At 70.0% G+C, this 25,458-nt stretch carries 19 protein-coding genes; 7 read left to right on the top strand and 12 right to left on the bottom strand.

The features are described from left to right. The first annotated feature begins 114 nt into the window (after positions 1-114). Entirely contained in the window at positions 115-4,854 is a 4,740-nt protein-coding gene (locus ACIN94_RS15275) for an ATP-dependent helicase (RefSeq protein WP_400705864.1), read from the top strand. A gap of 100 nt (positions 4,855-4,954) precedes the next feature. On the opposite strand, the gene ACIN94_RS15270 is transcribed toward ACIN94_RS15275, so the two are convergent. Together ACIN94_RS15270 and ACIN94_RS15265 are read right to left on the bottom strand one after the other, a co-directional pair. Next, positions 4,955-5,599 carry a M15 family metallopeptidase gene (locus ACIN94_RS15270; RefSeq protein WP_400705381.1) on the bottom strand — a complete coding sequence of 215 codons (645 nt, stop codon included), beginning with the start codon at positions 5,597-5,599 and terminating at the stop codon, positions 4,955-4,957. An 11-nt stretch (positions 5,600-5,610) separates the two neighbouring features. Then, complete coding sequence (locus tag ACIN94_RS15265; RefSeq protein WP_400705378.1) at positions 5,611-6,789, bottom strand: ROK family protein; 1,179 nt, start codon at positions 6,787-6,789, stop codon at positions 5,611-5,613. Between the two features lie 210 nt (positions 6,790-6,999). On the opposite strand from ACIN94_RS15265, the gene ACIN94_RS15260 reads away from it, so the two are divergent. The 4 genes from ACIN94_RS15260 to ACIN94_RS15245 all read left to right on the top strand — a co-directional run bounded on the left by ACIN94_RS15260 (position 7,000) and on the right by ACIN94_RS15245 (position 11,806). Further along, complete coding sequence (locus ACIN94_RS15260; RefSeq protein WP_400705375.1) at positions 7,000-8,346, top strand: extracellular solute-binding protein; 1,347 nt, start codon at positions 7,000-7,002, stop codon at positions 8,344-8,346. A 2-nt stretch (positions 8,347-8,348) separates the two neighbouring features. Continuing rightward, a complete protein-coding gene (locus ACIN94_RS15255) occupies positions 8,349-9,362 on the top strand; it encodes a carbohydrate ABC transporter permease (protein ID WP_400705372.1) in 1,014 nt (337 codons plus the stop codon). Next, entirely contained in the window at positions 9,359-10,249 is an 891-nt protein-coding gene (locus ACIN94_RS15250; protein ID WP_400705369.1) for a carbohydrate ABC transporter permease, read from the top strand. The genes ACIN94_RS15255 and ACIN94_RS15250 overlap by 4 nt, the downstream gene beginning before the upstream one ends. A 102-nt stretch (positions 10,250-10,351) precedes the next feature. After that, a complete protein-coding gene (locus tag ACIN94_RS15245; protein ID WP_400705366.1) occupies positions 10,352-11,806 on the top strand; it encodes a glycoside hydrolase family 3 protein in 1,455 nt (484 codons plus the stop codon). 98 nt (positions 11,807-11,904) lie between these two features. Here the strand turns inward: ACIN94_RS15245 and ACIN94_RS15240 are convergent, their stop codons facing one another. Further along, positions 11,905-13,083 carry an ROK family protein gene (locus ACIN94_RS15240; protein ID WP_400705363.1) on the bottom strand — a complete coding sequence of 393 codons (1,179 nt, stop codon included), beginning with the start codon at positions 13,081-13,083 and terminating at the stop codon, positions 11,905-11,907. A 283-nt stretch (positions 13,084-13,366) separates the two neighbouring features. On the opposite strand from ACIN94_RS15240, the gene ACIN94_RS15235 reads away from it, so the two are divergent. Further along, entirely contained in the window at positions 13,367-13,816 is a 450-nt protein-coding gene (locus tag ACIN94_RS15235; protein ID WP_400705361.1) for an RrF2 family transcriptional regulator, read from the top strand. Positions 13,817-14,142: 326 nt separating this feature from the next. On the opposite strand, the gene ACIN94_RS15230 is transcribed toward ACIN94_RS15235, so the two are convergent. The 8 genes from ACIN94_RS15230 to dapA form a co-directional block, all read right to left on the bottom strand. Next, positions 14,143-14,502 (bottom strand): helix-turn-helix domain-containing protein, encoded by a 360-nt coding sequence (locus ACIN94_RS15230; protein WP_400705358.1) that lies wholly within the window; start codon positions 14,500-14,502, stop codon positions 14,143-14,145. Between the two features lie 207 nt (positions 14,503-14,709). Then, on the bottom strand, positions 14,710-15,213 hold the full coding sequence (locus tag ACIN94_RS15225) for a CinA family protein (RefSeq protein ID WP_400705355.1): 504 nt from the start codon (positions 15,211-15,213) through the stop codon (positions 14,710-14,712). Further along, a complete protein-coding gene (gene pgsA, locus ACIN94_RS15220) occupies positions 15,210-15,815 on the bottom strand; it encodes a CDP-diacylglycerol--glycerol-3-phosphate 3-phosphatidyltransferase (RefSeq protein WP_400705352.1) in 606 nt (201 codons plus the stop codon). Before pgsA ends, ACIN94_RS15225 begins: the two co-directional genes overlap by 4 nt. 25 nt (positions 15,816-15,840) lie before the next feature. Beyond that, on the bottom strand, positions 15,841-17,250 hold the full coding sequence (rimO, locus tag ACIN94_RS15215; RefSeq protein ID WP_400705349.1) for a 30S ribosomal protein S12 methylthiotransferase RimO: 1,410 nt from the start codon (positions 17,248-17,250) through the stop codon (positions 15,841-15,843). 66 nt (positions 17,251-17,316) lie between these two features. Next, positions 17,317-18,078, bottom strand: a complete 762-nt coding sequence (locus ACIN94_RS15210) for a helix-turn-helix domain-containing protein (RefSeq protein WP_400705346.1) — start codon at positions 18,076-18,078, stop codon at positions 17,317-17,319. Positions 18,079-18,157: 79 nt separating this feature from the next. After that, a complete protein-coding gene (locus tag ACIN94_RS15205) occupies positions 18,158-20,671 on the bottom strand; it encodes a DNA translocase FtsK (RefSeq protein ID WP_400705343.1) in 2,514 nt (837 codons plus the stop codon). 200 nt (positions 20,672-20,871) lie between these two features. After that, on the bottom strand, positions 20,872-22,557 hold the full coding sequence (locus ACIN94_RS15200) for a ribonuclease J (RefSeq protein ID WP_400705340.1): 1,686 nt from the start codon (positions 22,555-22,557) through the stop codon (positions 20,872-20,874). 164 nt (positions 22,558-22,721) lie between these two features. Then, complete coding sequence (gene dapA / locus ACIN94_RS15195; RefSeq protein ID WP_400705337.1) at positions 22,722-23,648, bottom strand: 4-hydroxy-tetrahydrodipicolinate synthase; 927 nt, start codon at positions 23,646-23,648, stop codon at positions 22,722-22,724. A 486-nt stretch (positions 23,649-24,134) separates the two neighbouring features. On the opposite strand from dapA, the gene ACIN94_RS15190 reads away from it, so the two are divergent. Further along, complete coding sequence (locus ACIN94_RS15190; RefSeq protein WP_400705334.1) at positions 24,135-24,860, top strand: GntR family transcriptional regulator; 726 nt, start codon at positions 24,135-24,137, stop codon at positions 24,858-24,860. A gap of 88 nt (positions 24,861-24,948) precedes the next feature. Here the strand turns inward: ACIN94_RS15190 and ACIN94_RS15185 are convergent, their stop codons facing one another. Continuing rightward, entirely contained in the window at positions 24,949-25,425 is a 477-nt protein-coding gene (locus ACIN94_RS15185) for a peroxiredoxin (RefSeq protein ID WP_400705331.1), read from the bottom strand. Positions 25,426-25,458 lie beyond the last annotated feature (33 nt).

Below are 25,458 nucleotides of genomic sequence, written 5' to 3'. Positions count from 1 at the left end.
CTCCAAGTGTGACCCCTCCCCGGCGTGCTCGCGACCGAGGTCGAAGGTGCGACCACCGGGATTTTCCCCTACCTGTACGGCCTCCGTCCGCTGCCGGATTCTGTCGGTGGAGCCATGCACTATGGAACGGTGACCGGATCAGCGCTCGACCAGTTCAGCCCTGTGACCAGGGAGTGGTTCGCCGGAGCCTTCGCCTCGCCCACCGCCGCCCAGGAGGGGGCGTGGGCGTCGATCGCCCGGGGGGACAACACCCTCGTGGTCGCACCCACCGGATCCGGCAAGACGCTGGCCGCGTTCCTCTGGTCGCTCGACCGGCTGGCCGCCGAGCACGCGACCACGGTCGGCGGGCCGGGCGGAGACACCGTGAGCACCAGGCGAGGCCGGGAGCGCACGGGTGAGGGCGACGGAGGCGCCGGCCGGTGCCGGGTGCTCTACGTGTCACCGCTCAAGGCCCTGGCGGTGGATGTCGAACGCAACCTCCGGGCCCCGCTGGCGGGAATGCGGCAGACCGCGCGACGACTCGGGCTCGCGGTGCCGGAGATCTCGGTGGCGATCCGTTCGGGTGACACCCCGGCGCAGGAGCGGCGCCGTTTCGCGGCCAGGCCGGCGGACATCCTCATCACCACCCCGGAGTCGCTGTTCCTGCTGCTGACCAGTCAGGCCCGCGAGGCGTTGCGGGGGGTGGAGACGGTCATCGTCGACGAGGTGCACGCGGTGGCCGCCACCAAGCGCGGCGCCCACCTGGCCCTCAGCCTGGAGCGGCTCGACGCCCTGCTCCCCGAGCCCGCGCAGCGCATCGGCCTGTCGGCGACGGTCCGGCCGGTGGGCGAGGTGGCCGCCTTCCTCGGCGGCGCCCGCCCGGCTGCGCTGGTCCAGCCGCCCTCCGAGAAGGTGATCGAGGTCGAGGTGGTCGTCCCGATCGAGGACATGACCGAGCTCGACGGCGCCCCGCGCCCATCCCGGCCCGACGACGACCAGTGGCTGATCGAGCCCCCGGTCCGGCGGTCCATCTGGCCGCATGTGGAGGAGCGGCTGCTCGACCTGATCGGGGCCCACAGCTCGACGATCGTGTTCGCCAACTCCCGGCGGCTGGCCGAGCGGCTGTGCACCCGTCTCAACGAGCTGGCCTGGGAGCGGAGGACCGGCGGCGCGGAGATGGCGGAGATGACGGAGATGACGGAGCCCGCGCACTGGGCGGAGGGGTTCCCCGCTCCCCCCGCCTCCCTGTCCACGCCGGCGGCGATGATGGCGCAGGCCGGGGCCGCCCAGGGGGCGGTCCCGGAGATCGTGCGGGCCCACCACGGATCGGTGTCGAAGGAGGAGCGCTCCCAGATCGAGGAGGCGCTCAAGTCCGGGCGGCTGCCGGCGGTCGTCGCGACCTCCAGCCTGGAGCTCGGCATCGACATGGGCTCGGTGGACCTGGTCGCCTGTGTGGAGTCACCGCCGAGCGTGGCCGGTGGCCTGCAGCGGATCGGCCGGGCCGGGCACCAGGTGGGCGCCGTCTCGCGGGGCGTGATCTTCCCCAAATACCGGGGTGACCTGGTCCAGACGGCCGTGGTGGCCGAGCGGATGAGAAGCGGGGAGATCGAGGAGCTCCGCTACCCGCGCAACCCCCTCGACGTGCTCGCCCAGCAGATCGTGGCGATGACCGCGCTCGACGAGTGGACGGTGGACGAGCTGGAGGCCGTCGTACGGCGTGCCGCACCGTACCGGACGCTCCCCCGCAGCGCACTGGAGGCGACGCTCGACATGCTCGCGGGGCGCTATCCGAGCGAGGAGTTCGCCGAGCTGCGCCCGCGCATCGTGTGGGACCGGGTCACCGGCACCCTGCGGGGGCGTCCCGGAGCCCAGCGGCTGGCCGTGACCAACGGCGGCACGATCCCCGACCGGGGGTTGTTCGGCGTCTTCCTGGCCGGAGAGAAATCCTCCCGGGTAGGCGAGCTGGACGAGGAGATGGTCTACGAGTCCCGGGTCGGGGACGTGTTCGTGCTGGGCGCGACCTCCTGGCGGATCGAGGACGTCACCGCCGACCGGGTGCTGGTCTCCCCCGCACCCGGGCAACCGGGCAAGCTGCCGTTCTGGCACGGCGACAGCCCGGGGCGCCCGGCGGAGCTGGGCAGGGCGATCGGCGCGTTCCTCCGCGAGATGTCCGGCGCGGGCGCCGGTTCCGGTGCCGAGCCGGGCTCCAGCCAGCGGGGAGAGCCGGCGCGGGAGGAGGCGCTGGGGCGGATCAGGGCGGCCGGGCTCGACGAGTTCGCCGCGGCCAACCTGCTGTCCTACCTGGCCGAGCAGCGGGAGGCCACCGGATACGTGCCGGACGACCGGACCCTGGTGGTCGAGCGGTTCCACGACGAGCTGGGCGACTGGCGGGTCGTGGTGCACTCACCGTACGGGGCGCGGGTGCACGCGCCATGGGCGCTGGCGATCGGGCGGCGGCTGCGGGAGCGCTACGACATCGACGTCCAGGCCGTGCACTCCGACGACGGGATCGTGCTGCGCATCCCCGACACCCTCTCCGGCCCTCCGTCGGACGTGGCGACCTTCGACGCGGAGGAGATCGAGCAGATCGTCACCGAGGAGCTCGGTGGATCGGCGCTGTTCGCGGCACGGTTCCGGGAGTGCGCGGGGCGGTCCCTGCTGCTGCCGCGCCGCGCACCCGGCAGGCGCACCCCGCTCTGGCAGCAACGCCAACGGGCTTCGCACCTGCTCAACGTGGCCGGCCGCTACGGTTCGTTCCCGGTCGTGCTGGAGACGATGCGTGAGTGCCTGCAGGACGTGTACGACGTTCCGGGGCTGGTCCAGCTCATGCGGGACATCTCGGCGCGGCGGGTACGGCTGGTCGAGGTCGAGACCTCCCAGGCGTCGCCGTTCGCGGTGTCGTTGCTGTTCAACTACGTCGGCGCGTTCATGTACGAGGGGGACGCCCCCCTGGCCGAACGCCGCGCCCAGGCGCTCGCGCTCGACACGGACCTGCTGGCCGAACTGCTGGGCCAGGCGGACCTGCGCGAGCTGCTCGACCCCGACGTGATCGTCGACACCGAGCGCGAGCTGGCCCGGCTGGACCGGCCGCTCCGCGACGCCGAGGACCTGGCCGACCTGCTCCGTTCGCACGGTCCCCTCCTCGCGGCCGACGTGAGCCTGCGCGGGGGCGACCCGGTCTGGCTGTCCGATCTGGAGAGCGCGCGGAGGGCGATCGGGATACGGGTGGCCGGGCAGGAGCAGTGGGCGGCGATCGAGGACGCCGCCCGGCTGCGCGACGCGCTCGGCGTGCCGCTGCCGGCGGGAGTGCCGCATGCCTTCCTGGAGCCGGTGGACGACCCGCTGGGCGATCTGGTCGCCAGGCACGCCCGCACGCGCACCCCGTTCTCCGCCGGTACGGCCGCCGCCAGGTTCGGCCTCGGTCCAGCGGTCGTCGCTGACACGCTGCGCCGCCTGGCCACCTCCGGCCGGGTGGTGAACGGCGAGTTCAGGCCTGGCGGCCGGGGAGAGGAGTGGTGCGACGCCGGGGTGCTGCGGATGTTGCGCCGCAGGTCACTGGCCCGGCTCCGCAAGGAGGTGGAGCCGGTCTCGCCGGAGACCCTGGCCGCCTTCGCCCCCGCCTGGCACGGCATCACCGGCGCCCCACAGCGGGGCAGACCGCCGATTGACGCCCTGGTGAGCGCGGTCGAGCAGTTGCAGGGCGCGGCGATGCCCGCGTCGGCGCTGGAGACGCTGATCCTGCCTTCGCGGGTCCCGGGATACGATCCGTCGCTGCTGGACGAGCTGACATCCTCCGGCGAGGTCGTCTGGGCGGGACAGGGGTCGTTGCCGGGTGGGGACGGCTGGGTGGCGCTGTACTTCGCGGATACCGCCCCTCTGCTGGTGCCGGACCCGCTGGAGATCACCATGACCCCACTGCACGAGGCGGTCCTTACGGTGCTCGGCGGCGGCGGGGCGCTGTTCTTCCGGGAGTTGGCGGGCCGCGCCGGCTCCCTCCTGGCCGGATCGGTCCCGGATGACGGGACGCTCGCCGCCGCCGTGTGGGACCTGGTGTGGGCCGGGCGGATCACCGGCGACACGCTCGCACCGCTGCGGGCCACGCTCGGCACCGGCCGTCCCGCCCACCGTCCGGCCACGACCCGCAGGCGGCGGCCGGTGCTGCCCACCCGGAGCGGACCGCCGACCGTGGGCGGTCGCTGGTGGCTGCTGCCCAGAGCGGCGGACGACCCGACCCAGCGGGCGCACGCCCAGGCCGAGGCGCTGCTGGAACGGCACGGCGTGGTGACCAGAGGCGCGGTGACCGCCGAGCGGCTGCCCGGCGGATTCGCCGCGGTCTACCAGGTGCTCCGCGCCTTCGAGGAGAGTGGCCGGTGCCGCCGGGGCTACTTCGTGGAGGGGCTGGGCGGTGCCCAGTTCGCCCTCCCCGGGGCCGTCGACCGCATGCGCGCCACCTCCGCGCCGGCACCGGCGCCCGACCCGTGGAGCAGCCGGAGCCCGGAGGGCAACGGCCGGCGAGCGGTGGTGCTGGCGGCGGCCGACCCGGCCAACCCTTACGGCGCGGCCCTGTCCTGGCCCGCCCACCCCGGGGAGGTGTCCCACAAGCCGGGCAGGAAAGCCGGCTCGCTGGTGGTGCTCGTGGACGGGCACCTGGCGCTCTACGTCGAGCGGGGCGGCAAGACCCTGCTCTCCTTCACCGGCGACGACCGCCTCCGGCCCGCCGTGGACGCCCTGGCCCTGGCCGTCCGCGACGGTGCCCTGGGCAAGCTGACGGTGGAGCGGGCGGACGGCACCGCCATCAACGACTCCCCGCTGGCCGCCGCCCTGGAGTCCGCCGGGTTCCACCCGACCCCGAGGGGGCTCCGCCTGCGCGCCTAGGAGATCCCTGCCTGACGGGTCCGTTCTCCCGGCCGCGGCCGGGAGAACGCTGAGGACGGTCCTCACCTCTCAACGCACGGGCGCGGCCGTCGCGCGCGGGTCAGACGGAGGTGGGACCGTAGACGGCGGAGGCGGCCCCGGTGGTCATGGCCCAGTAGCGATCGCCATAGGACCAGTGCCACCATTCGGTGGGGTAGTTGACCAGGCCGGCCGACCTCAGGACGGTGCCGAGGAGGTCGCGGTGGTGGCGGGCCTCGGACGACAGGCCGGAGGCGTCGGTGTAGCACGCGCCGTCGCTCTGCTCCGGGGTGGCGTTGAGCGGGGTGCCCATGTCAAGCTCGTCCCCGTCCTCGGTGCACAGGGTCAGATCCACCGCCGCACCCGCGGTGTGCGGGGCGACCTCGACGGGCGAGACGTAGCGGCTGGCCGCCACGCAGATCTCTTCGGGCGACATTTTGGGGAATGCCACCCGCAGCTCCGCCGAGTACTCCTCGAAGATCCGCTGCTGCAGCGCCAGCGGCCGGTAGCCCTCCACGACCAGCAGCCGGTAGCCGGCTGGAAGATGCGCCTGCGCACCCTCCAGCCGGACCAGCAGCCCCTCTCTGAGATGGGCGAACGCCCCCTCGGGATCGGCCAGCCGCCTGTCCACCCGCAACCGTCCCCGGATGTCGGCCAGCCGCTCCCCTGACTCCTCGACGGGGATCGCGGAGACCCGGGGATCGGAGATCAAAACGATGTCGCGCATAGCGCCAATTCTCACACCGTCTCGGAGAACACCTGTTCCCGGGCCTGATGAAGCGCCGAGATCAGGGCACCGCGCAGCACCGGATTGCCCTGAACCTCCGTGACCACGACCCTCGGCTGGCTCGGACAGACCCTGGCCACGGCCTCCTCGACTCTGGCCGCGAGGGCTGTCCCGCCGGCCCTGCCGACGTCGCCGCTGAGCACCATCAGCGCGGGATCCAGGACCACGGCCACCGCCGCCACGCCGACCGCCAGTCTCCCGGCCAGCTCGTCCAGGAAACCCTCCGCCCCCTGGGCGACAGCCATACGGACATAGTCGCCGACGGAGCCGGCGGAGCCATCGGAACGGCCGGCGAGACCGTGCGCGGCCGCCAGGCCGGCCACGGCGTCGCCACCGACCAGACGCTGGAACGAGCCGGACTGGGGCTCGCTCACGTCGGTGGGGAGCGGCTCCCCGGGGACGGGGAGCCAGCCGATCTCACCCGCGCCACCGGTGAAGCCGCGGTGGAGGCGTCCGCCGAGCATGACCCCGAGCCCCTGGCCGACTCCCGCCCACACCAGCACGAAGTCGTCCATGCCCAGCGCCGCGCCGTGCGAGCGCTCGGCCAGCGCGGCCAGGTTCACGTCGTTCTCGATCGTCACGGGGACGTTGAGGTCACGGCGGAGCCCGGCGAGCACGCCGTCGTGCCAGGAGGGCAGGTCGAAGGAGAACCGGACGTCACCGGTACGGGGGTCGACGACGCCCCGGGTGCCGATCACGAAGGCCCGCAGGCCGGTCATGGGGATGGCCGCCGACTCACACGCCTTCTCGACGGCGCTGTGCACGAGCCGTACCGGGTCGTCGTGGCCGGTGGGGTCCACCGCTATCTCCGCGACGGTCTCACCGGTGATGTCGGCCACCCCGGCGCTGATCCGGTCCGGCAGGACGTCAAGTCCCACGACATACGCGCTCGACGGTACGACGCCATAGAGCGCGGCGTTGGGACCCCGTCCACCGGCCTGCTCACCGACTACCGCGACGAGGTCGCGATCCTCCAGCCTGGCGAGCAACTGCCCCGCGGTCACCTTGGAGAGTCCGGTATGTTCTCCCAGCTCAGCACGGGTGAGCGGACCATTGGACAGCAGGAGCTCCAGCGCTGCGCGATCATTGAGCTGGCGCAGCAGCCGAGGCGTTCCCGGACGTCTAGGCAAGGCCGACTCCCCCCGTCACGATCCGCTAACGATCGTTTCTTTTAAGAAAGTTTATTGTTAGTTTAACCGTAGTCAGCCCGCAGGCAAGTGATCGCACCGCGGGCTGCACGTAGCTCCGACCGCTCCTAGTGAGTGCAGAGGGTCGCGGGGGACCCCAGCCGATAACCGATGAGCGCAAATCCCGGCGAAAGCCTGAAAGGGAGAACTCCAGTGAAGTTCGCGAGAATCGCCACCACGACGGCCACCACCGCCGCCCTCGCCCTGGGTCTCGCCGCTTGTGGCAGCAGCGATCCTGCGCCGGCCGCCAACAGCGACACGTCCGCGCCCGCGCCCGCGCCCGCCGAGTCCGGGCCCAAGTTCGCCGGCCAGACCCTGACCGTCTGGCGTCTCGGCGCACCGGACGAGAAGCAGGACAAGCTCATGGGCGACCTGAACGCCAAGTTCAAGGAGACCACCGGCGCCGACGTCAATCTCCAGTGGGTGCCGTGGCCCGACGCGCAGGCCAAGTGGACCGCCGCGCTCGCCGGCGGCGAGGGCCCGGACGTCACCGAGTTCGGCAACGACCAGGTGGCCGCCTGGGTCGCGCAGGACGCCCTCACCGACCTGACCGAGATCGTCAAGGGCAACCCCGACTTCCAGCAGATCCCGCAGAACCTGTGGGGCTACGAGACGGTCGACGGCAAGATCTACGCCGCTCCGTGGGGCGGCGGCACCCGCGCCGTCCTCTACCGCAAGGACTGGTTCAAGGATCTGGGCATCGAGGTGCCCAAGACCTGGGACGACATCGTCGCGGCGGGCAAGAAGATCGTCGCCAAGAAGGGTAAGGACGTCGACGGCTTCGCCTTCAACGGCGGTTCCGACGCCAACATGTCGCTCTCCCCGTTCGTCTGGTCGGCCGGTGGCGACTTCGCCGCGTTCGAGGGCGGCAAGTGGGTCGGCAAGCTGACGGAGCCCGGTTTCAAGGAGGGCTTCCAGTTCTACACCGACCTGGTGACCAAGAACGGTATCTCGCGCAAGTCCGCCCTGACCCAGAACTCGGTCGACATCGCGACCCGCTTCGCCAACGGCAAGGTCGGCATGTACGTGACCGGCGGCTGGGACATCACCACCATCAAGGAGCAGAGCGGCGGCAAGATCGACGAGGAGAAGATGGCCTTCTTCTCGCTCCCCGCCAAGGACGGCAGCGGCCCGGCTCCGGCCTTCCAGGGCGGCAACGACATCGCCATCTGGAAGGACACCAAGAACCTCGAACTGTCCGCCGAGTACGTCCAGCTCGCCGCCGGCAAGGAGTTCGGCACCCGCTACGCCAAGGAGGGCGGCCTGCTCCCGCTCTACCCGGAGGCTCTGAGCGAGTACGCGGCCGACCCGGCGCAGGCGCCGTTCGCCGAGACCTTCAAGGTCGCCAAGGGCTTCCCGAACAGCACCCACTGGGCCGAGGCCAACGACACCAAGGCGGTCCTGCAGAGCGCGGCCCGCTCCGTCATCGAGGGCAAGAAGGACGTCGACGCCGCACTGGCCGACGCCAACAAGGAACTCGAAGAGATCCTGAACCAGTAATCATGGCCGACACCTCAACCATCGCCCGGGGCGGAGACGCAGCCTCCGCCCCGGCGCGGGGACACCGAGGCGCCCGGCCCCCGCGCAGGCCCAGCGGGCTCCCCGTCCGGGTGGTCCCCTACGCGCTGCTCGTCCCAGGCCTCCTGGTCATCGCCGGCCTGCTGCTCTACCCACTGTTCCAGATGGTCGCCATGTCCTTCCAGAACGTGGGACTGCGGCAGGTCCGGGGCGCGCCCGCCGAGTCGGTGGGCCTGGCGAACTACCAGAAGCTCTTCGAGTCGGAGCTGTTCTGGACCTCGCTGCGCAACACCGTCGTCTTCGCCGTCGTCACGGTGGCGTTCACCCTGACGCTCGGCACGCTGGTCGGCCTGCTCCTGAACAGGCTGGGCAAGAAGATGTCGACCTTCCTCATCATCGGCATCATGGCCGCCTGGGCCACCCCGCAGATCGCCACCGCGATCATCTGGCGCTGGCTGTTCGACGCCGAGTCGGGCGTCGTCAACTGGATGCTGAACGCCCTCCCCGACTGGTTCTCGTCCCTGCTGTTCGGCCGTTCCGACTGGACCGGGGAACCCTGGCTCAACGACGCGTTCACGATCTACGTGGTGCTCATCATCGCCGTGGTGTGGGCGTCGTTCCCGTTCATCGCGGTCTCGGTGCTGGCCGGTCTGAAGAGCATCTCGCAGGAGCTTTACGAGGCGGCACGGGTGGACGGCGCCTCCGCGTGGCGGATCTTCTGGAAGATCACATTCCCGCTGCTGAAGCCGGTCTTCGCGGTACTGGTCGTGCTCTCCGTCATCTGGGACTTCAAGGTCTTCACCCAGCTCTTCGTGCTGGCGGGCGGCACCTCCAACCGCGAGGCGTTCAACCTGTCGCTGTACGCCTTCACCCAGGCCTTCAGCGCGCCGCCCAAGATGGGCATGGGCGCGGCCATCGCGGTGGTGCTGACGCTGATCCTGCTCGTCATCACCTTCTTCTACGTCCGCCAGATCGTGAAAACGGAGGACGTGCGATGACCACCTACGACGCACGCACGCGGCCCAGGACGCAGAAGCAGCTCAGGACGCGCAAGCAGCTCGGCAAAGTCGGCCTCAACACCGCGGCCGTCCTGGTGTTCCTGTTCGCCGTGTTCCCCGTCTACTGGATGGTGACCACGGCCTTCAAGAGCAGCGAACAGATCTTCACGACGGACTTCATCCCGTTCCCGACCGACCCCACGCTCGAACACGTGCGGCGGGTTTTCACCGAGGGCGTCGCGGGTCACTCCATCTGGCGCTACCTGCTCAACAGCACCGTCGTGGCTCTCGGCACGGTGCTCATCGGCGCGGTCTTCTCGCTGCTCGCGGCGACCGCGGTCGCCCGCTTCCGCTTCCGCGGGCGCACCTCGTTCCTGATCCTGCTGCTCATCGTGCAGATGGTCCCCGGCGAGGCGCTGCTCATCCCGCTCTTCATGATGATCAAGCGGGCCGGGCTGTACAACCAGTTCCTCGGCCTGATCGTCGTGAACGTCGCGCTGACGCTGCCGTTCGCCATCTGGATGCTCCGCACCTTCGTCGCGGCGATCCCCAAGGAGCTGGAGGAGGCGGCCTGGATCGACGGCGCGAGCCGGTTCAGCACCTTCTGGCGGGTGCTGTTCCCCCTGGTGGCCCCCGGTCTCGTCGCGACGAGCATCTTCTCCTTCATCACCGCGTGGAACGAGTTCGTGTTCGCGCTGACCCTGATCAGCGACCAGGGCAGCTACACCATGCCGGTGGCGCTGCGCTACTTCGTCAGCCAGCGGTCGGTGGACTGGGGCGGCATCATGGCCGCCTCCACCCTGATGACCATCCCGGTGATCATCTTTTTTCTCCTGGTGCAGCGGCGGATGGTCTCCGGCCTCGTCGCGGGCGCCGTCAAGGGCTGACCTCCTCCGGCGCCGGTACGGCCCCGCACCCCCGGGGCGAGCCGTACCGGCCCCGTCCCCGTTCGACACCCGTCACCCCCCGGTAAGGAATCACGTATCGCCATGTCTGAGTACAGCGCGGACTCCAGCGACCAGAGGCTGCGTCGTCTCGCGGCCGGCACGTTGCTCGTCGCCTTCCAGGGCACCACCGTCCCCGGATGGGTTCTCCGGAACCTGGAGGGCGGCCTGGGCGGCGTCACCCTCTTCGGCTTCAACGTCGCCGACCCCGCCCAGCTCTCCGCGCTCACCGGCCGCCTGCGCGAGGCCGGCGACCCGGTCATCTCGCTGGACGAGGAGGGCGGGGACGTCACCCGGCTCGACTACCACGTGGGCAGCCCCTACCCCGGCAACGCGGCCCTCGGCGCCGTCGACGACGTCGAGCTGACCCGGCGCGTCTACCGGTCCATCGGTGACGACCTGGCCCGATGCGGCATCAACCTGGACATGGCCCCGTCGGCCGACGTGAACACAGCCGCCGACAACCCGGTGATCGGGACCCGCTCGTTCGGACCGGACGCCGCATTGGTCGCCCGGCACACCGTCGCGGCCGTCCAGGGTCTCCAAGCGGCCGGCGTGGCCGCCTGCGTCAAGCACTTCCCCGGTCACGGCGCCACCAGCCAGGACTCCCACCTGGAGGTCCCGCTCGTCGACGCTTCCCTCGATCTCCTAAGAGAGCGCGAGCTCGTGCCCTTCCGCGCCGCGATCGACGCCGGGACCAGGTCCATCATGACGGCGCACGTCCGGGTTCCGGCCCTCACCGGCACGACTCCCGCCACGCTGTCGGCCGCCGCCCTGACCGGCCTGCTCCGCGGCGAGCTGGGCTACGACGGCGTGGTCGTGTCCGACGCCCTCGACATGAGAGCCGTCACCGACACCTACGGCCTGGCCGGAGGGGCGGTGCTCTCGCTGGCCGCCGGAGCCGACCTGCTCTGCCTCGGCCCGCTGCCCACCGAGGACGACGTCCGCCGGATCATCGCCGAGATCGTCGCCGCGGTCGGGGACGGTCGGCTGCCGCTGGGCCGGCTGGAGGCCGCCGCCGAACGGGTGGCCCGCCTGCTCGCCTGGTCCGGCACTCCCCGGACGGGCGAGGCCGAGGCGAGCGTGATCGGCCTGACGGCCGCCCGCCGCGCGGTCAGCCTCACCGGCTCGGCGTCCCCGCTGGTCGACCCGCTGGTGGTCGAGGTGGACACTCCGCCGACCATCGCGGTCGGCGACGTGCCATGGGGTTTCACACCCCTGCTACCGCGGGCGGAGGTGGTCCGGGTCAAGCCCGAGGCCGCCGACGTACCGGACATCCTGCGGCGGGCCATCGGCCGCTCCCTGGTCGTCGTGGTCAAGGACGCCCACCGCTACGAGGCCAGCCAGTCAGTGGTGTCGGCGCTGCTGGCCGCCCGCCCCGACGCCACGGTGGTCGAGATGGGCCTGCCGATCTGGCGCCCCGAGGGCGTCACCTACCTGGCCACGTACGGCGCCGCCCGCGCCAACGCCCAAGCCGCCGCCGAACTGCTCGGGGTCTGACCCCGCCCCATGCCGGTACGGCCCGCGCCCTCGAGGACCCCCGGGGCGCGGGCCGTACCGTCGCCCGGCTCGGGACCGTCCCGTGGCGAACCGGGCTTTCAGGAGGAGAAGATCTCTTCGCGCGCCTGCTCCAGAGCGGCGAGAACGGCGCCGCGCAGCACCGGGTTCCCCCCCACCTCGCTGGGCACCACCTGCGGGCGGACCGGGCAGATCCGGGCCACCGCCTGCTCGATCCTGGAGGTGAGCGCGCCCCCGCCCGCCTGACTGATCTCCCCGGCCAGCACCACCAGCCCGGGATCGAGCACGACACACACCGACGCCACCCCCAGGGCCAGCCGACCGGCGATCTCATCCAGCAGGGGTTCCCCGCGTTCCCCCGCCTCGACCGCGTCCGCCACACACCCGGCCGCGCTCTCCCCCGCGAAGCCGTACGCCCCGGCGAGCTCGGCGACCGCCTCGGCGCTGACCAGCGACTGCAGACCGCCCGCGAGCGACGGCAGCCGTCCGGGAACCGCCCGCACGTCCTTGGCCAGCGGCACGCCGGGCACCGGGAGGTAGCCGATCTCGCCCGCGCTGCCGGACCGGCCGCGGTGCAGCCGTCCGCCGAGCACGACGCCGAGACCGATGCCGCGGTCCACCCAGAGCAGCACGAAGTCGTCGGCGCCGCGCGCCGCGCCCAGCGTGCGTTCGGCGACGGCGGCGAGGTTCACATCGTTCTCGATCGTGATGTCGCGGCGCAGGTCACGGGCGAGCGCCTCGTGGATACCCTCGTGCCAGCCCGGCAGGTCGAAGGAGAACTGCACGTCCCCGGTCCGGGGGTCGACCACACCCGGAGTGCCGATCACAACCGCCCGCAACTTGGAGAGCGCGACCTTGGCCGATCGGCACGCCTTGACAACGGCGCTGTGGACGAGGGCGACCGGATCGCCGTGCCCGTTGGGCGCGACCTTCACCTCCGAGACGATCTCCCCCCGAATATCCGCGATGGCCGTGGTGACGAATTCCGGGCCGACATCCAGTCCCGCCACATAGGCGGAGGAAGGGATAATTCCATAAAGCGCCGCATTTGGCCCTCTTCCCCCTACCAGTTCCCCCGCCACCTCGACCAGGCCGCGCCCCTCCAGCCGGGCGAGTGTCTGCGACGCCGTTACCTTGGAAAGGCCGGTGAGCTCCCCGATCTGACCTCGCGTCAGCGGTCCCGAGTCAAGCAACAGCTCCAGGGCGGCCCGATCGTTGATCTCCCTCAGTAGCCTGGGCACGCCAGGACGTCGCTCCATATGCATGCTCTCCTGTCCGCCGTTTCCCCGCCGGCTTCATATTCGGACAGAAATAACGGTTCTATTCATTAATAAAGCTTCCTGATAGTTTAGCCTCGCGAATGACCGGCGGGGGGCCCTGGGGCCCCTGCCACCCCACCGGGCACTCACCAGCACCACCGGATCCGCGCCCGGAGCACCCGGTCGCACGGGTCCCTGGGCGGCGGAGGGCGGCGGGCTCCGACTCGACCCCCCGCACGACCTCGCGCATAAGCAGTCAATAGCAGGCGGGATAATCGACTACATGCGCCTATCCGCTCGTGTCGACTATGCCCTACGTGCCGCCGCCGAACTCGCCGCCGCCGGTGACGGACCAACCACCGTGGCTGAGCTGGCAAAAGAGCAGGACATGCCGCCCAAATACCTGGAGAACATCCTCCTGCAGATGCGGCGGGCCGGCCTGGTCCGTGGTCAGCGTGGCCCCGAGGGCGGTTATGTGCTGGCCCGGCCCGCCACTGAGATCACCCTGGCCGATGTGATCCGTGCCGTGGACGGCCCCCTGGCCAACGTGCGGGGTGAACGGCCCGAGCACGTCGACTACCGGGGACCCGCGGAGTCGTTGCAGCAGGTCTGGATCGCGCTGCGCGCCAGCGAGCGGGCGATTCTGGAGGAGGTCACGCTTGACAACGTGGCCACCGGCGCACTCCCGGAGCGTGTCCGTCAGCTCTCCTCCGACCCCGCCGCATGGGACTGAGCGGGCCCTCGCGCCTGAGGGCGACGTCGTCCACCGGGTCGAGACGTTGTTCCTCGCGGGAATCTCGCTGGGCGGCCGGTGGGTGCGGTCGAGGATGTGGGAGGAGTCGTGGCGCTCGCCCAGCGATTGACGCATGCCGACAGAGAACGCCCCGAAAGAGTGACGACCGGTGATCTTCGCCCAGGACGGAGCACCTGGGTCTACGGCAGGGCAGGGAGACCGTGCCTGCGCTGCGGATGTCGGATCAGTCGCGGGGAGATGAGGGCAAGGTCAGCAGAACGGCTGATCTTCTGGTGCGGTCGCTGCCAGCCGGAGGAACCAGCCGGTTAGGCCGCGACCATGTCGTTGACCTCGGGAAATACAGAATCAGTGATGGCACCGGGCACGGTCTCGGCAATCGGCAGACGCTCCCGCTCGGGGACATCGTCGGAGAGCACCGGGGCGTGCTGAAGCTCGGCCAGCGCGAACTGGTCGGACACTTCGCGGAGCACCTGTGAAAGCGGCACGCCAAGGGCGCCGCAGATTGATGCGAGTAGCTCGGAAGAGGCTTCCTTCTGACCACGCTCCACCTCGGACAGATATCCGAGAGAAACACGGGCCAGTGTGGACACCTCACGCAAGGTGCGACTCTGCCGCACCCGCAGCCGCCGCAACACGTCGCCGAGCAGCTGACGCAGCAGGACCATCTGTCGCTCCCTCCCGGGCGCGGGCGTCTTCACGACACTCCGCGCGATCGGTTCGTGTCGCCCGTTCTTTGAACGCGGTCCTTGGTACATACTCCTCGCCGTCATCATCGTTTGACCTTTACCTCACTCACATCTCCACCGTACCCGTATCCACCAACACCGCGGCAGACCGTGATAAGCATGTTCGCTGGGGACGTAACGCGGTAATCACCCTGAATGTTCCCCCACGTTCAGCTCCAGCACGCCTTGCAGTAAGTCAACGGCCTCATTCACCGTCGCCTGCCGGATCTCCTCGCGTGTCCCGGCAAGATGGAGATCCCGGTGCCATACCCGTCCACCGGGCCCGCTAACGGCCAGGTGCACGGTGCCCACCGGCCTGCCGTCCTGCGGGTCCGGGCCGGCCACACCGGTGGCGGCCAGGCCGTAGGTGGAACCGGTGATTTCACGCACCCCGGTCGCCATCGCAGCGGCGACCTTCGGGTGCACGGCCCCCTCACGCTTCAGCAGATCCACGGGAACACCCAGCAGGCGGTGCTTGAGCTCGGCGGCGTAGGAGATGACCCCGCCCACGAAAGCCGCCGACGCGCCGGAGGGACCGGTGAGTGCGGCGCCGATCAACCCCGCGGTCAGCGACTCGGCCACCGCGACCGTCTCGCCCCGGCGGACGAGCAGCGAGAGCACGGTGGTGGCGGCCAGCAGACGGTGACTCATTGGGCTCGCGCCCGATTCGCCACCTGCCGTAGCCTGACCGCGCGGATCACGTAGTCGAGCCCGGTGCCCACGGTCACGATGGTCGCCGCGCCCATCACGGTCCAGCGGATCGGCTCGGGCACGCCCAGCCACATGTAACAGACGATCGCCGCGATCTGCAGAACGGTCTTCACCTTGCCGCCGTAGCTGGCGGGGATGACACCGTGCCTGATGACCGCGAACCGCAGGAGGGTGACGCCCAGCTCCCTGCCGAGGATCACGGCGGTGACCCACCAGGGCAGCTCGTCCAGAGCCGACAGGCTGATCAGCGCGGCACCGATCAGGGCCTTGTCCGCGAGCGGATCGGCGATCTTCCCGAAGTCGGTGACCAGCCCATAGCGACGGGCCAGCTCGCCGTCGAGCAGGTCGGTGAGCGAGGCCACCAGGAAGACCACCAGCGCGGTGATGCGCCAGCCGGAATCCGGCAGGAAGAGACAGACCGTGAAGAACGGAACCATCGCCAGCCGTATCACCGTGACGACGTTGGCGATGTTCCACGCGCTCACCTTGGGGCGTGTGACTGCCGCAGTCGGATCGGTGCCGGTCTCTGGCGTGTTGGTCATAGGCTCTCCCGGCCCGGCGGCGCACTCATGGGGCTGCCTTGATACGGGCGATCAGGTCGACCCCTTCGGAGTCGACCACGACGGCCCGGACGATCTGACCGGGGACCAGGCCGATGCCCTGAACCGTGACAGAACCGTCGACCTCCGGCCCCTGGTGGGCCGCCCGGCCTTCGTAGCCGCCGTCACCGAGGTCCTCCTCGATGAGGACGTCCACCTCGGTGCCGATCCGCTCCTCGGCCCGCTGGGCCATGAGCTCCTCGGCCAGCTCGGTGAGCGCGGTCACGCGGGCATCGACGGTCTCCTGGTCCAGCTTACCGGGCAGCGACGCCGCCTCGGTGCCGTCCTCGTCGGAGTAGCCGAAAACACCGATCACGTCGAGCCTGGCCTCCTGGAGGAAGGCCACCAGCTCGCCGAACTCCTCCTCGGTCTCACCGGGGAAGCCCACGATGAAGTTGGAGCGCACGCCCGCCTCCGGGGCGACCTCCCGGACCGTCTCGAGCAGGCTGAGGAAACGCCTGGGGTCGCCGAAGCGGCGCATCCGGCGCAGCACCGAGCCGCTGGCGTGCTGGAAGGAGAGGTCGAAGTAGGGGGCCACGCTCTCGGTCGAGGCGATCATCTCCAGCAGGCCCGGGCGGAGTTCGGCGGGCTGCAGGTAGCTGACCCGCACCCGCTCGATGCCCTCGATCGCGGCCAGGGAGGGCAGGAGCTTCTCCAGCGCCCGCAGGTCGCCGAGGTCCTTCCCGTAGGAGGTGGAGTTCTCGCTGACCAGCACGAGCTCCTTGACGCCCTGCTCGGCCAGCCACGCGGCCTCGCTGAGAAGCTCCGAGGGATCACGCGAGACGTAGGCGCCGCGGAAGGCGGGGATGGCGCAGAACGTGCAGCGCCGGTCACAGCCGGAAGCCAGCTTCAGCGAGGCCACCGGCCCGTCGCCCAGGCGTTTGCGCAGCGGCCGGGGGCCGCTGGCCGGGGCCACGCCCTCGGGCAGCTCGCCGTGGCCGGGGATGTTGGTCTTGGGGGCGGCGGCACGCTCGACCGGCGAGATGGGCAGCAGGGTCCTGCGGTCGCGGGGACTGTGCGGGACGAGCGGTCTGCCCGCGAGCACATCGTCCAGGCGCGTGCCGATCTGGGTGTAGTCGTCGAAGGAGATGACGGCTGCCGCCTCGGGCAGCGCGTCGGCGAGCTGATCGCCGTAGCGCTCGGCCATACAGCCCGCGGCGACCACCTTGGCCCCGGAGTCGGCCGCGGCGAGCAGCGTGTCGATGGAGTCCTTTTTCGCTGAGTCGATGAAGCCGCAGGTGTTGACGACGATGACATCGGGGTCACCGTCGTCCACCTGCCAACCGGCAGCCTCAAGACGCGCGGCGAGCTCCTCGGAGTCGACCTCGTTGCGCGCGCAACCCAGTGTGATCAGCGATGCGGTTCGGCGGGATGACATGGTGAACCCTACGGTAGCGGGAGTTGGCCACTACCGGCGCACCTCCCCCCGTTCAACACCGGTCATCTAGCCGGACTTGGACGCGGAAGCCCGGTAGGAGCGGCTGATCATCTGCCCCGAAGGTCCAGGAGTTCCGAGGTTCTTGCCGTTCACCCGGAGCTGGAAGGCCCCCCCGTCGCTGAAGGTGACCTTCACCCCCTCCTTCGCCTTCCACGCGGAGGTCTTCCCCTCCTCCAGCATGCCGGAGAAGAGCTTGCGGCCCCCGATCTCTCTCACCTCGAGCCAGGCAGAACGCTTGGCCTTGACCTGGAAGACGAGCAGCTCGCCTTGCTTGCCGGTGGCCGGCGACGCGTCCGGACGGGCGGCCGCGCCGGCCGGCGCGGCCGGCTTCGGCGGAACGGCCGGCGCCGAGGCCGGGCGGATCACCGCCGCGGGCGTGTCCTCCTCGCCCCCGCCCATCATCTTCACCACACCGAACACCACGACGATGGCCAGTGCGACCGCCATGGCCATCGTCCAGTTGGGCGAACGGCTCTCCCGGATCTTGATGGGCTTGTCAGCCTGGAACACGCTGGCCGCCCGCACCGGCAGCGGCACGCCCCCGTGTAGCTCGTCGTACTCGTGCACCATGGCCTCGGGATCCAGCCCGACGACCTTGGCGATGTTGCGGACGTGTCCCCGCGCGTAGAAGTCTCCCCCGCACTGGGAGAAGTCATCTCGTTCGATCCCGTGGATCAGCGCCTCTCGAACGCGCGTACGCGCGCTCAACTGGCCGACGGTCAGACCCGCCGCCCGACGCGCCTCTGCCAGATTGCTTCCAATACTCATAGCGCACGCCTCTCAGCCCCCGACGCTGCGTAGTGAGTCCTATTCAATCAGTAATCGGTGGGAGATCACACGACGGGGGTCACTCTCCGCGCAGATCGGTGAGGAGACCGGCGAGCTCGTCGGGCTTGACCATCACCTCCCGGGCCTTCGACCCCTCGCTCGGCCCGACCACGTTCCTGCTCTCCAGCAGGTCCATCAGGCGGCCCGCTTTGGCGAAGCCCACCCGCAACTTGCGCTGAAGCATCGAAGTGGAGCCGAACTGGGTGGTCACGATCAGCTCGGCCGCCTGGATCAGCAGGTCGAGGTCGTCGCCGATGTCCTCGTCGATCTCCTTTTTCGCGGAGGCCACGGCTGTGACATCAGGGCGGTACTCGGCCTGCATCTGGGTCTTGCAGTGCGTGACGACCTCGGCGATCTCTTTTTCTGAGACGAAGGCGTTCTGCAGCCGCATGGGCTTACTCGCGCCCATCGGCAGGAACAGCGCGTCACCCTGACCGACCAGCTTCTCGGCGCCCGGCTGGTCCAGGATGACCCGGGAGTCGGCCAGCGAGGAGGTGGCGAACGCGAGGCGGGAAGGCACGTTGGCCTTGATCAGGCCGGTGACGACGTCCACCGACGGCCGCTGGGTGGCGATCACCAGGTGGATTCCGGCGGCGCGGGCGAGCTGGGTGATGCGGACGATGGAGTCCTCGACGTCGCGCGGGGCGACCATCATCAGGTCGGCGAGCTCGTCCACGATCACCAGCAGATAGGGGTAGGGCTGGTAGACCCGCTCACTGCCCGGCGGTGGCACGAGCTTGCCCGCGCGCACCGCCTTGTTGAAGTCGTCGACGTGCCGGAAGCCGCTGGCGGCCAGGTCGTCATAGCGACGGTCCATCTCGCCCACCACCCATTCCAGCGCCTCGGCGGCCTTCTTGGGGTTGGTGATGATCGGCGTGATGAGGTGCGGGATGCCCTCGTAGACGCTGAGCTCGACCCGCTTGGGGTCGACCAGCACCATGCGGACCTCGTCCGGGGTGGCGCGCATCAGGATCGAGGAGATGAGGCCGTTGACGCAGACCGACTTACCCGCGCCAGTGGCGCCCGCGATGAGCAGATGCGGCATCTTGGCCAGGTTGGCAACGATTGTGCGGCCCTCGACGTCCTTGCCGAGGCCGACGATCATCGGGTGCTGGTCGGCCTGGGCCACCTGGGAACGCAGGATGTCGCCCAGCGACACGAGGTCCTTGTCTGTGTTCGGGATCTCGACGCCGATGGCCGACTTACCGGGGATGGGGCTCAAGATCCGGACATCAGCCGACTTGACCGCGTAGGCGATGTTCTTGGTGAGCGCGGTGACCTTCTCGACCTTGACCGCCGGGCCGAGCTCGATCTCGTAGCGCGTCACCGTCGGCCCGCGGGTGAACCCGATCACCTGGGCGTCGATGGTGAACTGCTCCAGCACACTGGTCAGCGCGTTGACCACGATGGTGTTGGCCTTGGTCTGCGGTTTGGGCGCGCTGCCCGGACGCAGGAGCTGCGTGTCCGGCAGGGTGTACGGCCCGTCCTGCGAGGAGAGCACGAGCTGCTCCACCTTGCGCGGCGCCGGAGTCGGCTCGGGCGCCTCGGCCTGGCGGACCGGGGCCTCCTCCAGCAGCAGTCCCGGCACGACCTCCGGCGGGCCTTCGGCGAGCTGCGTGCTCTGTGACTCGGTGACGACCGGGGTGTCGTACGGCTTGACGTTGTCGCCGGTCTCCGGCCCCTCATCCGGCTTCCTGCGCGCGGGCCGCTTCCTGGACCCGCGGGTCCCCGCCGGGACGTCCCGGGTGAAGAGCATGTGCCTGATCTCGGCCAGCCGCTCCGGGATCCGGTGCACCGGCGTGGCGGTGATCACCAGGACACCGAAACCGGACAGGATCAGCAGCAGCGGGATGGTGATGAAGGCGGGCAGGATGCTCGCCGGAGGCGCCGAGATGACAAAACCGATCATGCCGCCGGCGGCCGACACCTTGTCCATGCCGTCGGAGGCGTCTCCCGAGGGGTACGGCGTGTCGTGCACGATGTGCACGACGCCGAGAACCCCGACGGTGAGGGCGGACCACCCGATGCTCATCCGGCCGGTGTCGGCGTTCTGATCCGGGTGACGCAGCAGCCGCCAGGCCAGCAGCGCCAGCAGGATGGGGATCAGCCAGGCCAACGACCCGAACACGCCGTGCATGACGGCGTTGACCACCGTGGAGACCGTGCCGGTGCTCTCCCGCCAGGTCATCGCGGCCAGCACGATCGCCCCGGAGAACACCGCCAGGCCGAGCCCGTCACGGCGATGCACCGGGTCGAGCTCGCGCGCGTTCTGTCCCATTGCCCGCGCCGCGCTGCCAATGCCGCCTGCGAGCAGCATCCAGATTCCCATGAACAATTTGCCGATCATGGTGAAGACCCAGCCGATCGGGTCCTGGTTCGGCGTGACGGGCCTGCGGGCCGAGGTCGCGCTCTTCGCCCGCGTGGCGGGGACCCTCCTGGCGGGGGCCTTACGGGACGAGGGGGACCCGGACCGGCCAGAGGCCCTCTTGGCGGAGGGCTTACCTGCGGCGCCTTTAGACGTACGGGTGGCCATACTAGTGAGGCTATCGAGACACCCGGCGAATCGTGTGAAGGCTCGCCGGGACCGGTGCGAACCGTACCCGAACGCGCAGGCCGGATCAATGACCACCCGCGGAGCGCCGGTGGAAGAAGTCGCCGCATGCGGTCCGAGCCGGCCGCCACCCGCGGCGGCGGGCCGTACGGTGGCCGGTGGGGCCACCGTACGGTGACGGATCAGACCTCGACCACCACGGGGATGATCATTGGACGGCGGCGGTAGGTGTCGCTCACCCAGCGCCCGACGGTCCTGCGGACTATCCGGCGGATCTGCTGGATGTCCACCACCCCGTCGGCCGCGTGCTCCGCCACGGCCTTCTCGATCTGCGGGATGACCTCGTCCAGCCGATCGGGGTCGATGCCCGACCCCCTGGCGTGGATCTCCGGGCCGCCGGTCAGCTTGCCGTTGGCGGTGTCGACCACGATGACGACGGAGATGAAGCCCTCCTCGCCGAGGATCCGCCGGTCCTTCAGCGCGAAGTCGGTGACGTCACCCACCGAGGTGCCGTCCACGTAGACGTAACCGGCGGGGACCGCTCCCATGATCTTCGCCCGGCCGTCGAGCAGATCCACCACGACGCCGTCCTCGGCGATCACGATGTGGTCGGCGGGCACGCCGGACAGCTCGGCGATCTTGGCGTGCGCCCGCATGTGCCGCCACTCGCCGTGCACCGGCATGAAGTTGGACGGCCGGGTCACGTTGAGCAGGTAGAGCAGCTCACCCGCGGCGGCGTGCCCGGAGACGTGCACCTTCGCGTTGCCCTTGTGCACCACGCGGGCGCCCCAGCGGGCCAGCCCGTTGATGACCTTGTTGACGGCGGTCTCGTTGCCGGGCACCAGCGAGGAGGCCAGTAGCACGGTGTCGCCCTCGGCGATCCTGATCGGGTGGTCGCGATTGGCCATGCGCGACAGCGCGGCCATCGGTTCACCCTGGGACCCGGTGCAGATCAGCACCACGTCCTCCGGCGGCCAGGTCTCGATCTCCTTGGAGTCGACGATCAGGCCCGGCGGCACCTTCAGGTAGCCGAGGTCGCGGGCGATGCCCATGTTGCGCACCATGGAACGGCCGACCAGCGCGACCTTGCGGCCGTGGTTGGCCGCGGCGTCCATGACCTGCTGGACGCGGTGGACGTGGGAGGCGAAGCTCGCCACGATCACGCGCTTCTCCGCGGTGCGGACCACCTCGTCGATGACCGGCGCGATCTCCCGCTCGCTGGTGACGAAGCCCGGCACCTCGGCGTTCGTCGAGTCGGACATCAGCAGGTCGACACCCTCGGCGCCGAGCCTGGCGAATCCCCCCAGGTCGGTCAGCCGCCCGTCGCTGGGCAGCTGGTCCATCCGGAAGTCACCGGTGTGCAGGACGATGCCCGCGGGTGTCCTGACCGCGACGGCCAGCGCGTCCGGGATCGAGTGGTTGACCGCGAAGAACTCGCACTCGAACGGCCCGAACCGGTGCCGCTCCCCCTCGACGACCTCAAGCTTGACCGGCTGGATTCGGTGCTCGGTGAGCTTGGCCTCGATCAGCGCCAGTGTCAGCTTCGATCCCACGACCGGGATGTCACGGCGCTCGCGCAGCAGGTACGGCACGGCGCCGATGTGGTCCTCGTGCCCGTGGGTCAGCAGCACCGCCTCGACGTCGTCCAGGCGGTCCCGGATGTATTCGAAGTCTGGCAGGATCAGGTCGATGCCCGGCTGGTCGGGCTCGGGGAAGAGCACTCCGCAGTCGATGATCAGCAGACGGCCTTCGTATTCGAACACCGCCATGTTGCGGCCGATCTCACCGAGACCGCCCAGCGCGATGATGCGTAGTGCGCCTTCGGGCAACGCCGGCGGCGGCCCGAGTTCGGGATGGGGGTGACTCATTCGGCCACACCTCTCTTACCTGTCTTACATGCGTCGACGGAATCCCCAGACGGCAGGACTGCTCCCTCGCCGAGCACTCCGCCCTCCGGCGGACGACTGTGCCCTCTGTCGCTCAAACTCCCGTTCCTCCCCACTGCGACCACTGCCGGTCGCCACGTTCCTTCTCATGACACAACCCCGTCGGACAGCTTCACGCCGCCCGCGATCAAGTCTTCTCTCAGCCGCGCGACCTGCTCTTCAGTGGCCTCCACCAACGGCAGTCGCGCCGGTCCCGCGGATCGCCCCACCAGGGTCAGCGCCGCCTTCGCCATGATCGCACCACCGGCCTGCGTCATGATTCCCGAGATCACCGGGAGCAGCCTGCGGTGGACGGCCAGCGCACCCGAGACGTCGCCCGAGCGGTACAGCTCCATCATCGCAGCGATCTCGGCCCCCACGACATGCCCGACGACGCTGACGCACCCCGCGGCTCCGACCGAGAGCCACGGCAGGTTGAGGGTGTCATCGCCGGAGTAGAACGCCAGGCCGGTGGCCGCCATCATCTGCGACCCGGCGAACAGGTCGGCCTTGGCGTCCTTCACCGCGACGATCCGCTCATGGCGGGCCAGCCGCACGAGCGTGTCACCCTGGATCGGCACGCCGCTGCGGCCGGGGATGTCATAGAGCATGACCGGCAGACCGGTGGCGTCGGCGACGGCGGCGAAATGGCGGTAGAGCCCCTCCTGGGGCGGCTTGCTGTAGTAAGGCGTCACCAGCAGGAGCCCGTGGGCCCCGGCACGCTCGGCGCTCCGGGCCAGCTCGACACTGTGGTGAGTGTCGTTGCTGCCGGCCCCGGCCACGACGGCGGCGCGATCACCGACGGCCTCGACGACGGCGCGCAGGATGCGCTCTTTCTCGTCGTCGGAAGTGGTCGGGGACTCGCCTGTCGTGCCGCTCACGACGAGGCCGTCATTGCGCTGCTCGTCCACCAGGTGGACGGCCAGGCGCTGCGCTCCCTCGTAGTCGACCGCGCCGTCCTCGGTGAACGGTGTGACCATCGCGGTCAGCATGCGGCCGAAGGGGGCGCCGGAGGTTCCAGTTGGCACTGCCATAGACCGAACGGTACCCGGATCCACACAGACGGTGGACCCCGCCACCCCGTCTAACCTCGGTACACCGACGGACTCAAGGGTTGATATCCCTACAAAACACCTTAATTCACGCTTTAAAGTCAGATACGTCGTGCCGATCAGCGGCACCGGTCCCTCGCGGGCCGGCTACGGCCACCGCCGGGAGAGAGAGGCCCTACTTTCTCCCCTTGTAGGGATAAAAAATAAGTAAGAGGATTTATGTCTGGTTCAACCGGCCGGCGCCCCTCGCGGAGTAAGGAGGACCGTCGATATGTGCTCGGGGGTACACACATCGACGGCCTCTATCGATGAATCGCGGGCGCTTACGCGGGCGTTACATGGTCTCTGAGATATTTTCGGCCACTTTCGGGGCGACCTCAAAGTTGGAGCTCCAAATTGGAGCCATTACCCTGAGTTGTCCACCGAATACGACAGGATGGGTCGTCTGTCGAACCCAGGGATGAACACGTGGCAACCTCCGATCCTGTCTACCTGCGCGTCGTCGCCGACATCCGCCGGCAGATCGTCGACGGCTCCCTTCCCCCGGGCGCACCGATCCCCTCCCGCGCCCAGCTCACCCGGAAGTACGGCGTGGGCGAGACGGCCGCCCGCCACGCGCTGCGTGTGCTGGCGGCCGAAGGCCTGATCGTCGGCCGCGTCGGCTCGGGCCACTACGTCCGGACCCAGCCGGTCCTGCTCCCCCTGCACCGCCTGCGCTTCTACGACCACCACGCCCCCCTCGGCGCCGACGTCCAGTCACCGGGCACCCGCACCACCTGGGACTGGCGGGCCGAACCCGCGGAGGCGACTCCGGACATCGCCCAGCGCCTGCGCCTGGACGACTCCGCCCCGGTGACCCGCACTCACTACGTCTTCCGGGGGGACGGCAGGCCGATCCAGCTCGCCACCTCCTACGAACCCGCCGAGTTCGGCGAGGCCGCCGCCGAGGAGAACCTCCGCGGCCCGGTCGCCCGCCTGTCCGCCCTCGGATTCAAGATCACTGAAATAGTGGAGCAGGTCTACACCCGCATCCCCCAGCCCACCGAGAGCGACGCCCTGGCCCTCCCGGCAGGCGTCCACGTGCTGCACGTGGAACGCACCCACTGGGCCGGTGACCGCCCGGTCGAGACCAGCGACATCATCGTCCCCGGCGACCGTTACCGCCTGGTCTACACCCACTCCCTGCAGCCCTAGACAGCCGGCCTCCTCCCTGGAGGGCATGGAACGCCCTCGCCGTCCTGGCAGCAGATCTCGGACAGGACGGTCTGCCCTCTCTGCCAGGTCACGCCCCGGCCCGCGCTCGCAGAACCTCCAGGGCCCGGTCAGCGTGTGCCTGCATGCCGGTCTCGCTGTGGATCACTTCGAGGAGCCGGCGGTCGACGTCGATGACGAAGGTCATCCGGCGGGTGAGGAAGGGCCCCACCGCGATACTGCGGCGAGCGCCCAACCGCCGGGCGACCGCGCCGTCCGGGTCGGACAGCAGGGGATATCCCAGCTGGTTGGTCTCCGCGAACAGCCGTTGCCGGTCGACCGTGTCACGGCTGATCCCGACCCGGGTCGCCCCCACGACGGCGAACTCGGCCGCCAGATCCCGGAAGTGGCAGCTCTCCGCCGTGCATCCCGACGTCATGGCCGCCGGGTAGAAGAAGAGCACCACCGGACCCTTGGCGAGGAAGTCGCTGAGCCGCCGCGCCGTACCGGTCTCGTCAGGGAGCTCGAACTCCTCGACTGTGTCTCCAACGGCAAGGCCTGCACCCATGACATGTCCTCCCTGCGTCACTGTGACCGCTCA

The sequence above is a fragment of the Streptosporangium sp. NPDC087985 genome, from assembly GCF_044741965.1.
Lineage (GTDB): Bacteria > Actinomycetota > Actinomycetes > Streptosporangiales > Streptosporangiaceae > Streptosporangium.
The sequence above is the reverse complement of the archived record's forward strand: the minus strand, read 5'-3'. Positions and strand labels throughout refer to the sequence as shown.